This window comes from Bradyrhizobium sp. CCGB20, from assembly GCF_024199855.1.
GTDB lineage: Bacteria > Pseudomonadota > Alphaproteobacteria > Rhizobiales > Xanthobacteraceae > Bradyrhizobium.
This window is the reverse complement of record NZ_JANADN010000001.1, coordinates 1,155,322-1,168,127: the sequence shown is the minus strand read 5'-3', so window position 1 is coordinate 1,168,127 and position 12,806 is coordinate 1,155,322. Positions and strand designations below refer to the sequence as shown.

15 protein-coding genes are annotated in these 12,806 nt (G+C 64.1%); all 15 read right to left on the bottom strand.

All coding sequences use genetic code 11. From position 1 onward, the window contains the following. Positions 1-195: 195 nt before the first annotated feature. On the bottom strand, positions 196-819 hold the full coding sequence (gene ureG / locus NLM15_RS05425; protein WP_254116011.1) for an urease accessory protein UreG: 624 nt from the start codon (positions 817-819) through the stop codon (positions 196-198). A 39-nt stretch (positions 820-858) separates the two neighbouring features. Further along, positions 859-1,587: an urease accessory protein UreF gene (locus tag NLM15_RS05420; protein WP_254124151.1), complete on the bottom strand. Its 729-nt coding sequence runs from the start codon at positions 1,585-1,587 to the stop codon at positions 859-861. Beyond that, on the bottom strand, positions 1,568-2,224 hold the full coding sequence (locus NLM15_RS05415) for an urease accessory protein UreE (protein WP_254116010.1): 657 nt from the start codon (positions 2,222-2,224) through the stop codon (positions 1,568-1,570). The genes NLM15_RS05420 and NLM15_RS05415 overlap by 20 nt, the downstream gene beginning before the upstream one ends. Positions 2,225-2,239: 15 nt before the next feature. After that, on the bottom strand, positions 2,240-2,539 hold the full coding sequence (locus tag NLM15_RS05410) for a putative quinol monooxygenase (protein ID WP_027553941.1): 300 nt from the start codon (positions 2,537-2,539) through the stop codon (positions 2,240-2,242). A 140-nt stretch (positions 2,540-2,679) separates the two neighbouring features. Further along, positions 2,680-4,395 carry an urease subunit alpha gene (gene ureC, locus NLM15_RS05405; protein ID WP_254116009.1) on the bottom strand — a complete coding sequence of 572 codons (1,716 nt, stop codon included), beginning with the start codon at positions 4,393-4,395 and terminating at the stop codon, positions 2,680-2,682. Positions 4,396-4,429: 34 nt separating this feature from the next. Beyond that, positions 4,430-4,969, bottom strand: a complete 540-nt coding sequence (locus tag NLM15_RS05400) for an HD domain-containing protein (RefSeq protein WP_254116008.1) — start codon at positions 4,967-4,969, stop codon at positions 4,430-4,432. 148 nt (positions 4,970-5,117) lie between these two features. Beyond that, on the bottom strand, positions 5,118-5,573 hold the full coding sequence (locus NLM15_RS05395) for an endonuclease domain-containing protein (RefSeq protein WP_254116007.1): 456 nt from the start codon (positions 5,571-5,573) through the stop codon (positions 5,118-5,120). Positions 5,574-5,641: 68 nt separating this feature from the next. Next, entirely contained in the window at positions 5,642-5,947 is a 306-nt protein-coding gene (locus NLM15_RS05390) for an urease subunit beta (protein ID WP_254116006.1), read from the bottom strand. An 11-nt stretch (positions 5,948-5,958) separates the two neighbouring features. Then, on the bottom strand, positions 5,959-6,261 hold the full coding sequence (locus tag NLM15_RS05385) for an urease subunit gamma (RefSeq protein WP_007605424.1): 303 nt from the start codon (positions 6,259-6,261) through the stop codon (positions 5,959-5,961). Positions 6,262-6,285: 24 nt separating this feature from the next. Further along, positions 6,286-7,116: an urease accessory protein UreD gene (locus NLM15_RS05380; RefSeq protein WP_254116005.1), complete on the bottom strand. Its 831-nt coding sequence runs from the start codon at positions 7,114-7,116 to the stop codon at positions 6,286-6,288. Positions 7,117-7,147: 31 nt separating this feature from the next. Beyond that, positions 7,148-7,843, bottom strand: coding sequence for an urea ABC transporter ATP-binding subunit UrtE (urtE, locus tag NLM15_RS05375; protein ID WP_254116003.1), 696 nt, complete (start codon positions 7,841-7,843; stop codon positions 7,148-7,150). Positions 7,844-7,846: 3 nt separating this feature from the next. Next, complete coding sequence (urtD, locus tag NLM15_RS05370; RefSeq protein ID WP_254116001.1) at positions 7,847-8,608, bottom strand: urea ABC transporter ATP-binding protein UrtD; 762 nt, start codon at positions 8,606-8,608, stop codon at positions 7,847-7,849. A 5-nt stretch (positions 8,609-8,613) separates the two neighbouring features. After that, on the bottom strand, positions 8,614-9,780 hold the full coding sequence (urtC, locus tag NLM15_RS05365) for an urea ABC transporter permease subunit UrtC (protein WP_254115999.1): 1,167 nt from the start codon (positions 9,778-9,780) through the stop codon (positions 8,614-8,616). Beyond that, positions 9,777-11,384, bottom strand: a complete 1,608-nt coding sequence (urtB, locus tag NLM15_RS05360) for an urea ABC transporter permease subunit UrtB (RefSeq protein ID WP_254115997.1) — start codon at positions 11,382-11,384, stop codon at positions 9,777-9,779. Before urtB ends, urtC begins: the two co-directional genes overlap by 4 nt. A gap of 83 nt (positions 11,385-11,467) precedes the next feature. Further along, positions 11,468-12,796 carry an urea ABC transporter substrate-binding protein gene (gene urtA / locus NLM15_RS05355; protein ID WP_254115996.1) on the bottom strand — a complete coding sequence of 443 codons (1,329 nt, stop codon included), beginning with the start codon at positions 12,794-12,796 and terminating at the stop codon, positions 11,468-11,470. Positions 12,797-12,806: the final 10 nt, after the last annotated feature.

Genomic DNA, 12,806 nt, shown 5'->3' with positions numbered 1-12,806 from the left:
TAATGAAGGAGGAGGCATCAGTACGCAACTTCGGTCGCCTGAAAAGCTTAACACGCCCGGCCGATGGTCTGGCCATGAAGGCTTTGCTCCGGGCACCGGAGGTAGTTAATCGCCATGTCCGAAATTTGTTCCGCAGATGCGGCTTTTGCCCCAATTGTTAACGGCGGAAAACGCCTGCGCCATCTCGTCGCGCCGTCAGCTTGCCCGTTTCAGGCCGCCTTTGGCCTCGATGAAGCCGATGATATGGTCGAGCCCCTCGCTCTTTTTCAGGTTGGTCATGACGAAGGGGCGCGCGCCGCGCATGCGTCTGGCGTCCGTCTCCATCTTCTCCAAGGAGGCCCCGACATGGGGCGCGAGGTCGATCTTGTTGATGACCAGCAGGTCGGAGCGGGTGATGCCGGGGCCGCCCTTGGACGGGATCTTGTCGCCGGCGGCGACATCGATGACGTAGATGGTCAGGTCGGCGAGCTCCGGGGAAAAAGTGGCAGCCAGATTGTCGCCGCCTGACTCGATCAGCACGAGGTCGAGGCCGGGGAATTTTGCGCGCATGTCTGCGACCGCAGCCAGGTTCATCGAGGCGTCCTCGCGGATCGCGGTGTGCGGGCAACCGCCGGTCTCGACGCCGGCGATGCGGTCCGGCGTCAGCGAGCCCGAGCGCACAAGGAATTCCGCATCCCATTTGGTGTAGATGTCGTTGGTGATCGCCGCGATGTCATAGCGCTCGCGCATGGTCTTGCAGAGCAGGTCCATCAACGCGGTCTTGCCCGATCCGACCGGGCCGCCGATGCCGACACGCAAGGGGCCGTGAGATTTCGACATGTCACTCGCTCTCTCTTGATGGGTTGAAGGCCACGCCGCTCACGAGCGAAACAGCCTCGTATATTGCGTCTCGTGCCGCAGGCTGGCGAGATCGGCGCGGAAGGTCGCGCTGCCGAGGTCGTCCAGTGTCGCATTCAGCGCACGGTTCGCGGTCGCGGCAACCGCGGCTTCCAGCCTCACCAGCACACGCTGGCTGTCGGTCTGGCCGAGCGGAATGAGGCGGCTCGCCGCCGAAATCCAGTTCGAGACCAGCGCATGCAGGAAGGCGTGCAAGGTCGGCGCCAGCGGCACGCCGTGCATCGCAGCAACAACACCGACGGCGACGGGATAGACCGGTGGCGTGCGGCACGCCGCCACCATGGCATCCAGGCCTTGCGCATCCCACGCGGCGCGGGCGATCTCGACGAAGGCACGTCCCTGCGAAGTCGTCTCGAGCTGCCGCTCGCGCGACGGCACGAAGGCGGCGGCGAGCTCGGCAATATCGCTCAAGGTGGCGACCTCGCCCAATTCAGTAGCGCGATAGGCGTGGACCAGGAACGTCGCGTCGCAAAAGCCGGAACCGTCGCCCAGCATCGCGTCGAGCCAGTCGGCGAGCGTCGCTGTGTCGGTGACGTCGCCTGCCTCGACCGCCCATTCGATACCGCTGGAATAGGAGAAGCCGCCGACCGGAAAGGCCGGCGACAGCCACGTCATCAGCCGGTACAGCGCCGCCGCCTCGCGCTCGGCGAGGTCGCACGCCGCGACCGGCTCATTTGTGGTCATGAGCATGCTTGTGGCCGTGGTGATGGTCGGGATGGTCGCAATGCTCGTCGTGGTGATGATGATCGTGGCTGTGACCGTGATCATGCGCAGCATGGTCATGATGCTGATGATCATGGCCATGATGATCGTGTCCGTGGTGATCATGGCCATGATCGTGGTGATGATGGCCGTGGTCGTGATGCGCATGGTCGTCGTGACCATGCGCGTGGCCGGCATCGGCGTAGGCGCCGCCTTCTGGATCGAACGGCGCCTCGATCTCGATCACGCGCGCACCGAGGCCCTTCACCATGGCCTCGATGACGTGGTCGCGGCGGATGCGCAGGCTCTTGGCCATGATCTGCGTCGGCAGATGGCGATTGCCGAGATGCCAGCCGACGCGGATCAGGTGATGCGGATCGCGGCCGCGGATCTCGAGCAGCGGCTCGGGTGCCGCGACCACTTCGACCAGCCGGCCGTCCTCCAGCACCAGCGCGTCGCCGCCGCGCAGCGCGACGGCATTCTCCAGGTCGAGCAGGAATTCGAGGCCCCGCGTCCCCGTCATCGCCATGCGGCGGCGGTGCCGATCGTCGAAATCGAGCACGACCGTATCCGCTGTCGCTTCCGTGAAGCGGTGCTGTCCCCTGACCTGCGTTGCCCGGATCATGCGCTCTTACCCCGTTTACCGTGTCTCGACCTTCTCGGGCGTGATCACCTCGATCTTCGGCGGCGCCGTGAAGCACTTCACCGCGACGCGGCCGAACGTCTTCATGTGCTCCATGGCCCGATGCGGCACCAGCGCCTCGGCATTCTCCCACTGCTCGACGAACACCATCTTGCTGGGATCGGTGACGCTCTCGTGCAGGTCATAGGCGATATTGCCGGGCTCTTTCCGCGTTTCCTTGATGCAGGCGGTGGCGGCTGCAATGAACTCGGCGCGAGTTTCAGGCTTGATGGTCAAGGTGGCAACGACGTAGATCACGAGAAATCCTCCCGGCTTTTCTTCTGGGTTCAAGATACCGGGCGGGACATTAGACCAGGCGGGATCGAACGCAAAACCGGAAAAGCCGTCCCAAGACATGCAATCGGGCATGTTCCGGAGACATGCGTTGAGGCGCTATTTCAGTACATGAAATATCGCTGCGCCATCGGCAGCACCTCGGCGGGGGCGCAGGTGAGCAGCTCGCCGTCGGCACGGACCTCATAGGTCTCCGGATCGACCTCGATATTGGGCGTGGCGTCGTTGTGGATCATGCTCTTCTTGGAAATCTTGCTGCGCGTGTTCTGGACGGCGTAGAGCTTCTTCTCGATCCCGAGTTTTCGCGCCAGCCCGCCGGTGATCGCGGCTTTCGAGGTGAACACGACGGACGATGCCGTCCGCGCCCTGCCGAAGGCGCCGAACATCGGCTGGTAATGCACCGGCTGCGGCGTCGGGATCGAGGCGTTGGGATCGCCCATGGGCGCGGCGACGATGCTGCCGCCCTTGACGATGCAGTCCGGCTTGACGCCGAAGAAGGCCGGCGACCACAGCACGAGGTCGGCCATCTTGCCCTTCTCCACCGACCCGATCAGCTTCGACACGCCGTGCGCGATCGCGGGGTTGATCGTGTATTTGGCGATGTAGCGCTTGACGCGGAAATTGTCGTTGTCCTTGCCCTTGTCCTGCGGCAGCGATCCACGCTGCTTCTTCATCTTGTCGGCCGTCTGCCAGGTCCGGATGATGACCTCGCCGAGGCGGCCCATGGCTTGCGAGTCCGAGGACATCATCGAGAGCGCGCCGAGATCGTGCAGAATGTCTTCGGCCGCAATGGTCTCCTTGCGGATGCGGCTCTCGGCAAACGCCAGGTCTTCTGCGATCGAGGGATCGAGGTGGTGGCACACCATCAGCATGTCCAGATGCTCGTCGATGGTGTTGCGGGTGAAGGGCCGCGTCGGATTGGTCGAGGACGGCAGCACGTTCTTCAGGCCCGCGACCTTGATGATATCGGGGGCATGGCCGCCGCCGGCGCCCTCGGTGTGGAAGGCGTGGATGGTGCGGCCCTTGAACGCCTTGATCGTGTCTTCGACGAAGCCGGATTCGTTCAGCGTGTCGGAATGCAGCATGACCTGAACGTCGTAATCGTCGGCGACGGACAGGCAATTGTCGATCGCAGCCGGCGTCGTGCCCCAGTCCTCGTGCAGCTTCAGCGCGCAGGCGCCGCCCTTGATCATCTCGACCAGCGCGGCGGGCCGCGAGGCGTTACCCTTGCCGGAAATGCCGAGATTGACCGGGAAGGCGTCGAACGACTGGATCATCCGCCCCATGTGCCACGGCCCCGGCGTGCAGGTGGTGGCGAACGTGCCGTGCGACGGGCCAGTGCCGCCGCCCAGCATCGAGGTGACGCCGCTCATCAGCGCGTGCTCGATCTGCTGCGGGCAGATGAAATGGATGTGGCTGTCGAAGCCGCCGGCCGTGAGGATCTTGCCCTCACCCGCGATCACGTCGGTACCGGGACCGATGATGATGGTGACGCCCGGCTGGATGTCGGGATTTCCGGCCTTGCCGATCGCCGAAATCATGCCGTCCTTGATCGCGACGTCGGCCTTCACGATGCCCCAGTGATCGACGATCAGTGCGTTGGTGATGACGGTGTCGGCCGCGCCCTGCTTGTTGGTGACCTGCGACTGCCCCATACCGTCACGGATCACCTTGCCGCCGCCAAACTTCACCTCCTCGCCATAGGTGGTGAAATCCTTCTCCACCTCGATGATGAGATCGGTGTCGGCCAGCCGCACCCTGTCGCCGGTGGTCGGGCCGAACATGTCGGCATAGACGGAACGTTTGATTTTCACGGACATCGCTAGCCCCGTTTGCGTTTGAATTTCTGGCTGCTCACAGCGAAGCCCTCGCTGCGCTTACGGCATCGTCGAATTTTTTATCGAGCCACGGATTGCCGCTGCGACAGCCAGCGACAACCTGCTCGGCCCAGCCGGTGTAGTCGGCAAGGTCGTCGCGTTCTTCGGCGGACGGGTCGGCATGAATACGCGCGCCGATATTGCTGATCTTGTCGGCGATCTTGATCAGCTTGGCGCTAGCCGATTTCTTCGGCGCATCGACAATCTGCAGACGCCGCCGCGCGGCTTTGGGCAGGCTCATGTCGTCGGTGCATTCGACGACGAGGGAAGCCACGCGATCCGAGAACTTTTGCGCAAGCTCCTCGCGCGTGGTCTCAGTGTCTTCGATCGCATCGTGCAGCCAGCCGGCCGCGACCAACTCGGCATCGGCACCATCGGTCGCGGTCGCGAGCAGGTTCGCGACCTCCGCGAGATGGTTGATGTAAGGCTCGTTCCCCCGCCCCTTGCGCGCCATGCCGTTATGCCGGCGCGCAGCCAGCTCAGCAGCTTCGGAGATGAGGCGGACGGCGGGAAGCATGACGGTCACAGCACTCCTCGATGACAGCACCCGTGATGGATACAGCCTCGCAAAATTACATGTGTCCGAATTCGTGGCCTACCCCTCTCCCCAACCCTCCCCCGCAAGGGGGGAGGGAGCCTGACCAATGTGCTCACCTGACAAAGCATCATGGCTCCTCTGCTCTGTCGGCGTCAGGAGTAAGGGACTCACTGGCAGGAGGGTTCCCTCCCCCCTTGCGGGGGAGGGGTAGGGAGAGGGGTGCCGCTTGCTCCGCTGCCTCGAGAATGGAAAGAACAACTCCCTCGAGATTTTTCATCACGTCCTCGTTGGTGATGCGCAGCACGCGATATCCCCGGGATACGAACCATTGGTCGCGCCGCTCATCGTGGCGAATACGCTCATCGAAGTTGTGGCTCTCGCCATCTAGTTCAACGATGAGCTTGCAGGAATGCGCGACGAAATCCGCGATGTACTGGCCCATAGGTGTCTGACGGCGAAAGGCCAGGCCCGAGAGACGATCAGCCTTCAGGTAGCGCCATAGCAACGTTTCCGCGCGAGTCATCTCGCGCCTCAATCGTTTGGCGCGATGGCGCTGAATCTCGCTGACCTCGTCGTGCGGCATACCCCTCTCCCCAACCCTCCCCCGCAAGGGGGGAGGGAGCCTGACCGGCGTGCTCACCTCACATCGAATCACAACTTCCCCATCACCTCGCCACGAAAACCATAGATCGTCTTCTTGCCCGCCAGAGCGACCAGCTGGATATCGCGGGTCTGGCCGGGCTCGAAGCGGACGGCGGTGCCGGCGGCGATGTCGAGGCGCATGCCGCGGGACTTCTTGCGGTCGAACTTCAGCGCCGGGTTCGTCTCGAAGAAATGGTAGTGCGAGCCGACCTGGATCGGGCGGTCGCCGGTGTTGGCCACCGTCAGCGTCACGGTCTTGCGGCCGGCATTGAGCTCGATCTCGCCGTCCTGGATGAAGAGTTCGCCGGGGATCATGCGTCTTGCTCCTACCTGATCGGCTCGTGGACGGTGACGAGCTTGGTACCGTCCGGAAAGGTCGCCTCGACCTGGATGTCGTGGATCATCTCGGGGATGCCAGGCATCACCTGATCGCGGGTGAGGACCTGCGCGCCGGATTGCATCAGCTCGGCAACCGTGCGGCCGTCGCGCGCACCTTCGAGGATGAAGTCGGAGATGATCGCGATCGCCTCGGGATGGTTGAGCTTGACGCCGCGATCCAGCCGGCGGCGGGCCACGATGGCCGCCATCGAGATCAGAAGCTTGTCCTTTTCGCGGGGAGACAGGTTCATGAAGAATCTCTTCCGTTCAACGCATCAATTCAGCCAGAGCCGCGGCAGCGCCGCACCGGTCCGCGCCAGCACCGCCATCATGTCGGCGCGCAAACGCGCCGCATCTTGGGCACAGAACCGCGCCATTGCAAAGCCATTCCAGGCGGATATTCCGACCTCGCCGGCGAAGGATTCCGAAGCCTCGCGGATGCGCTCGACCAGGGCCTCGTCGCCGGAAACGATCAGCGCCGTGCCGATCGCGGCGCCGCCTTTGGTCATCGCGGATCGCGCAAGTTTTGCGCCGATATCGCCATCGAGCCTGACCGTTTCGGCGAACACCAGTCTGCCACCACGACGCAGCCGCCAGCGGTCGACGAACTCGCCCTGCTCCATCCGCTCGCCCATGGCGATGCGGCCGAACACGACGATCTCGCAAAGCAGGAGCGAGGCGGCTTCATCGAGCTCGATGTCGAAGCGGCGATGGACCCGGGCGCGATCGAACAGGATCGTCTCCTGCGGCAGCCAGCCAAGATGTGCCCCCGCGGCGACCTTCAAGGCAATATTGAGCTGCGCCGCCGCCCCGGGCGCGCGGTAGACCTTTTCGGCGGCCGCCGTGGTCAATGTCAGGCGCGAGCCCTCGCCCGCTGCGATGTCGATATCGAAGCGGTCCCCGCCGGCGACACCACCGGCCGTGTTGACGAACACGCCGGAGAGGCCCTCGCCTTCCGGCGAGGGAAAGCGTACGCGCAGGGAGCCGGACTCATGCAACGTCCCACGCCGCGTCACGCCATCGCGCGCATGGACGTCGAAGCGCACCGCGCCGCGGGCCCGGTTCGCCTCGAAAACCTCTGATGTGACTGAAACGTCGCTGCGCATCCGCCTCCCCAGCCGGTCGCGGCAGAATGGCCTACAGCGCCATCTGGCGGCTGATCTCGCTCGCGTCGAGATTGGAGCGGTCGCAGGTGAATTTCACCGCGCCGCGATCCATCACCGCGAAACTGTCGCCGAGTTCGCAGGCAAAGTCGAGATATTGTTCGACCAGCACGATGGCGATGTTGCCGAGGTTGCGCAAATAGGAGATGGCGCGGCCGATGTCCTTGATGATCGAGGGCTGGATGCCTTCGGTCGGCTCGTCGAGCAGCAGCAGCTTTGGCCGCATCACCAGCGCACGTCCGATCGCCAGCTGCTGCTGCTGGCCGCCGGAGAGGTCGCCGCCGCGCCGCCCGAGCATGGATTGCAGCACGGGAAACAGCGAGAACACGTCGTCCGGGATGTGCCTGTCCTCGCGCTTGAGCGGACCGAAGCCGGTTTTCAGGTTCTCCTCGACCGTCAGCAGCGGAAATATCTCGCGGCCCTGCGGCACGAAGCCGATGCCCTTGCGCGCCCGCTCATAGGGCTTCAGGCCCGTGATGTCGCTGCCGTCGAGCACGATCGCGCCCGAGGAAATCGGATACTGCCCAACCATGGCGCGCAACAGCGAGGTCTTGCCGACGCCGTTGCGCCCGAGCACGCATGTCACCTTGCCCGGCTCGGCCGCGATCGACACGCCGCGCAGCGCCTGCGCCGCGCCGTAGAACAGGTTGATGTCTTTAACTTCGAGCATCGCTCAGCGTCCCAGATAAACTTCGATGACCCGCTCGTTGGACGAGACCTGGTCGATGGTCCCTTCCGCGAGCACGGTGCCTTCGTGCAGGCAGGTGACCTTGACGCCGAGCTCGCGCACGAACGTCATGTCGTGCTCGACGACCATCACGGTGTGGGTCTTGTTGATCTCCTTCAGCAGCTCGGCGGTGAGATGCGTCTCGACGTCGGTCATCCCGGCGACGGGCTCGTCGACGAGGAGCAGCTTGGGGTCCTGCGCCAGCAGCATGCCGATCTCGAGCCACTGCTTCTGGCCGTGGCTGAGGCTGCCGGCAAGCCGGTTGCGCGCCTCGGTGAGACGGATCGTCTCCAGCACCTTGTCGATGCGCTCGGATTCGGCCCTGCTGCCGCGCCAGAACAGCGTGCCCTTGACGCTGTGGTCGACATTGAGCGCGAGCAGGAGGTTGTCCTGCACGGTCTGGCTCTCGAACACGGTCGGCTTCTGGAACTTGCGGCCGATGCCGAGCTCGGCGATGCGGGTCTCGTCCAGCCGCGTCAGGTCGGTGACGCCGTCGAACAGCACCGTCCCCTCGTCGGGCTTGGTCTTGCCGGTGATGATGTCCATCATCGTGGTCTTGCCGGCGCCGTTCGGGCCGATGATGGCGCGCATCTCGCCGGGCTCGAGCGTCAGCGACAGATTGTTGATGGCGTGGAAGCCGTCGAACGAGACGTGCACGCCGTCGAGATAGAGCATCGCGGAGGTCGCGCGGGTGTCCATGACGTTCATGACCGCTACTCCGCCATCTTCGGTTCGGTGACGCCGTCTTCAGCGGCAGCGCTTGCCGAGGTCGCCGCGCGCTTTTCTCTGGTCGAGTCCCACCAGGCGTTGAAGGTGCCGACGATGCCCTTGGGCAGCAGCAGCGTCACCAGGATGAACAGCGCGCCCAGCATGAACAGCCAGTAGGGCGCGAGCATGCCCGAGGTGAAGAACGTCTTGGCGTAGTTGACGACGACGGCACCGAGCGCAGCGCCGACCAGCGTGCCGCGGCCGCCGACCGCGACCCAGATCACCGCCTCGATCGAATTGCCGGGCGCAAACTCACTGGGATTGATGATGCCGACCTGCGGCACGTAGAGCGCACCGGCGACGCCGGCCATGCAAGCCGAGAGCGTGAACACGAACAGCTTGTAGGATTCGACGCGGTAACCGAGGAACCGGCTGCGCGATTCCGCGTCGCGGATTGCGATCAGCACCTTGCCGAGCTTGGACGACACCACGGAGCGGCAGATCAAAAAGCTCGCGATCAGCGCCAGGCAGCTCAGCGCGAACAGCGCCGCGCGCGTCCCCTCGGCCTGCACGTTGAAGCCGAGGATATCCTTGAAGTCGGTCAAGCCGTTGTTGCCGCCGAAGCCGAAATCATTGCGGAAGAAGGCCAGCAGCAGCGCATAGGTCATCGCCTGCGTGATGATCGACAGATAGACGCCGGTGACGCGGGAGCGGAAGGCGAGCCAGCCGAAGCAGAAGGCGAGCAGGCCGGGCACGACCAGCACCATCAGCGCCGCAAACCAGAACATGTCGAAGCCGTACCAGTACCAGGGCAGCTTCGAATAGTTCAGGAACACCATGAAGTCGGGCAGGATCGGGTTGCCGTAGACGCCACGGGTGCCGATCTGCCGCATCAGGTACATGCCCATCGCGTAGCCGCCGAGCGCGAAGAAGGCGCCGTGGCCGAGCGAGAGGATGCCGCAATAGCCCCAGATCAGATCGATCGAAAGCGCGAGGATGGCGTAGCAGACATATTTGCCCCACAGCGCGACCAGATAGGTCGGCACCTGCAGGAACGAGCCCGCAGGCAGCAGCAGGTTGGAGAGCGGGATGAGGATGCCGCAGGCCACGACGATGGCGAGAAAGATCGTCGCGCCGCGGTCCAGCGACCTGGTCAGCATGTGAGGGGTCATGCTTCCACCGCACGGCCCTTGAGCGCGAACAGGCCGCGCGGCCGCTTTTGAATGAACAGGATGATGAGAACCAGGATCGCGATCTTGCCAAGCACGGCGCCGGCGACCGGTTCAAGGAACTTGTTGGCGATGCCGAGCGTGAAGGCGCCGACCAGCGTGCCCCAGAGATTGCCGACGCCGCCAAACACCACGACCATGAAACTGTCGATGATGTAGCTCTGGCCGAGATTGGGGCTGACATTGTCGATCTGCGACAGCGCCACGCCGGCGATGCCGGCAATGCCGGAGCCGAGACCGAAGGTCAGCGCGTCGACGCGCGAGGTGGCGATGCCCATCGAGGCCGCCATGCGGCGGTTCTGCGTCACCGCACGCATCTCGAGCCCGAGCGCGGTGTAGCGCAGCATCGCGAGCAGGATCGCGAACACCGCGAGCGTGAAGACGAGGATCCAGAGCCGGTTATAGGTGATGGTGATCTGGCCGAGCTCGAACGCGCCGCTCATCCAGGAGGGATTGCCGACCTCGCGGTTGGTCGGGCCGAACATGGTGCGCACCGCCTGCTGCAGCACCAGCGACAGGCCCCAGGTCGCCAGCAGCGTCTCCAGCGGACGGCCATAGAGGAAGCGGATGATGCTGCGCTCGATCAGCACGCCGATCGCGCCGGCGACGAGGAAGGCGAGCGGCACGGCGATCAGCAAGGAATAGTCGAACAGGCCGGGATAGCGGGTGCGGATCACCTCCTGCACCACGAAGGTGGTGTAGGCGCCGATCATCACCATCTCGCCATGCGCCATGTTGATGACGCCCATCACGCCGAAGGTGATGGCGAGCCCGATCGCGGCGAGCAGCAGCACCGAGCCGAGCGAGAGACCGTACCAGGCATTCTGAACCGTGGACCAGACCGCAAGCGAGCTCTGGATCGAGCTGATCGCGCTGGCGGCGGCCTTGGTCACCGAGGCGGGCTGGTCGCCCATGCCGGTGAGCAGCGCCATCGCCTCCTGGTCGCCGCGCGCCTTGAGGGTGGCGACCGCTTCGAGCTTCTCGACCTCGGTGGCATCAGGCTTGAACAGCAGGATGGCCGCACGGGCTTCGCCGAGCGCAGCCTTGACCGATTTGTTGGTTTCCTTGGCGAGCGCGCCATCGACGGCCTCGAGCGCGGTCTCTTCGTGCGACTTGAAGACGGATTGCGCGGCCTGCAGTCGCGTCGCCAGATCGGGTGACTGGAGCGTCAGACTGCCGAGCGCGGCATCGACACTGCGGCGCAGGCGGTTGTTGAGGCGGACCGCGCTCGCACCGTCGGGAACGCTGGCGACGGGCTCGCCGGTCGCGGCATCGATCGACTTGCCGTCGGCACCGGTGACGTAAACCTTCTTGCTGTCAGGATCGGCCATCAGGCGGCCGTCCTGGAGCGCGCTGATGATGGGGAAGGCCAGCTTGTTGCCGCTGCTCGCGACAACGCCGATCGCCTCATCGGTGTCGGAAAAATCGTCATTGGCGAATTTGGCGACCGCGTCCTCGAACGGACCGGCAAAGGCGGGCAGCGCGAACGCGATCAGCAATAGCGAGAGCACAAACGTACAGAGACGAGCGGACAGATTGGTTGGCACTTTAAATCACCCCGGCAGGAAGTGGGGAGAAGGCGGCGGAATAGCCGCCTCCTCCCGTCGTGCAATCAAGCGTCAGGTTCGGATCAGGAGCCCGAGCCGAGGCACTTGTTGGTCTTGGTGTTGAAGTTGCCGCACTTCTTGCCGACCCAGTCGCCGACCAGGTCCTTCGAGCCTTCCAGCTCCTTCGACCAGGCATCGCCGGCAACGAGACCGGGCGTCTTCCAGACCACGTCGAACTGGCCGTTGCCCTTGATCTCGCCGATGAACACCGGCTTGGTGATGTGGTGGTTCGGCAGCATCTTCGACACGCCGCCGGTCAGGTTCGGCGCCTCGATGCCGGGAAGCGCGTCGATCACCTTGTCCGGATCGGTCGACTTCACCTTCTCGACGGCCTTCACCCACATGTTGAAGCCGATCACGTGCGCTTCCATCGGATCGTTGGTCACGCGCTTCGGGTTCTTGGTGTAGGCCTGCCAGTCCTTGATGAACTTCTCGTTCGATCCATCCTTGGTCTTGATCGACTCGAAGTAGTTCCAGGCGGCGAGATGGCCGACCAGCGGCTTGGTGTCGATACCGGCGAGCTCTTCCTCACCCACCGAGAACGCGACCACCGGGATGTCCTTGGCCTTGATGCCCTGGTTGCCGAGCTCCTTGTAGAAGGGGACGTTGGCGTCGCCGTTGATGGTCGAGACCACCGCGGTCTTCTTGCCGGCCGAGCCGAACTTCTTGATGTCGGCCACGATCGTCTGCCAGTCGGAATGACCGAACGGCGTGTAGTTGATCATGATGTCTTCCTGGGCGACACCCTTCGACTTCAGGTAGGCTTCCAGGATCTTGTTGGTGGTGCGCGGATAGACGTAGTCGGTGCCCGCGAGCACCCAGCGCTTCACCTTCTCGTCCTTCATCAGGTAGTCGACGGCGGGGATCGCCTGCTGGTTCGGCGCAGCACCCGTGTAGAACACGTTGCGCTCGCTCTCCTCGCCCTCGTATTGCACGGGGTAGAACAGGATGTTGTTCAGCTCCTTGAACACCGGGAGCACCGACTTGCGCGACACCGAGGTCCAGCAGCCGAACACGACCGCGACCTTGTCCTTGGTGATCAGCTCGCGCGCCTTTTCGGCGAACAGCGGCCAGTTCGAAGCGGGATCGACGACGACGGCCTCGAGCTTCTTGCCGTTCACGCCGCCTTTCTTGTTCTGCTCGTCGATCAGGAAGAGGATGGTGTCCTTCAGCGTGGTCTCGCTGATGGCCATGGTGCCGGAGAGAGAATGAAGGACGCCGACCTTGATGGTGTCGTCCGCGGCCTTTGCGCCGGTCAATGAAGCCAGACCGAGCATCAGTCCGGCGGTCGCGGCGAGCACGCCGCGGCGGCTAAATGACGCCGCTATATCGTGAGTGGATTTGGTAAGCATGAGTGTATCA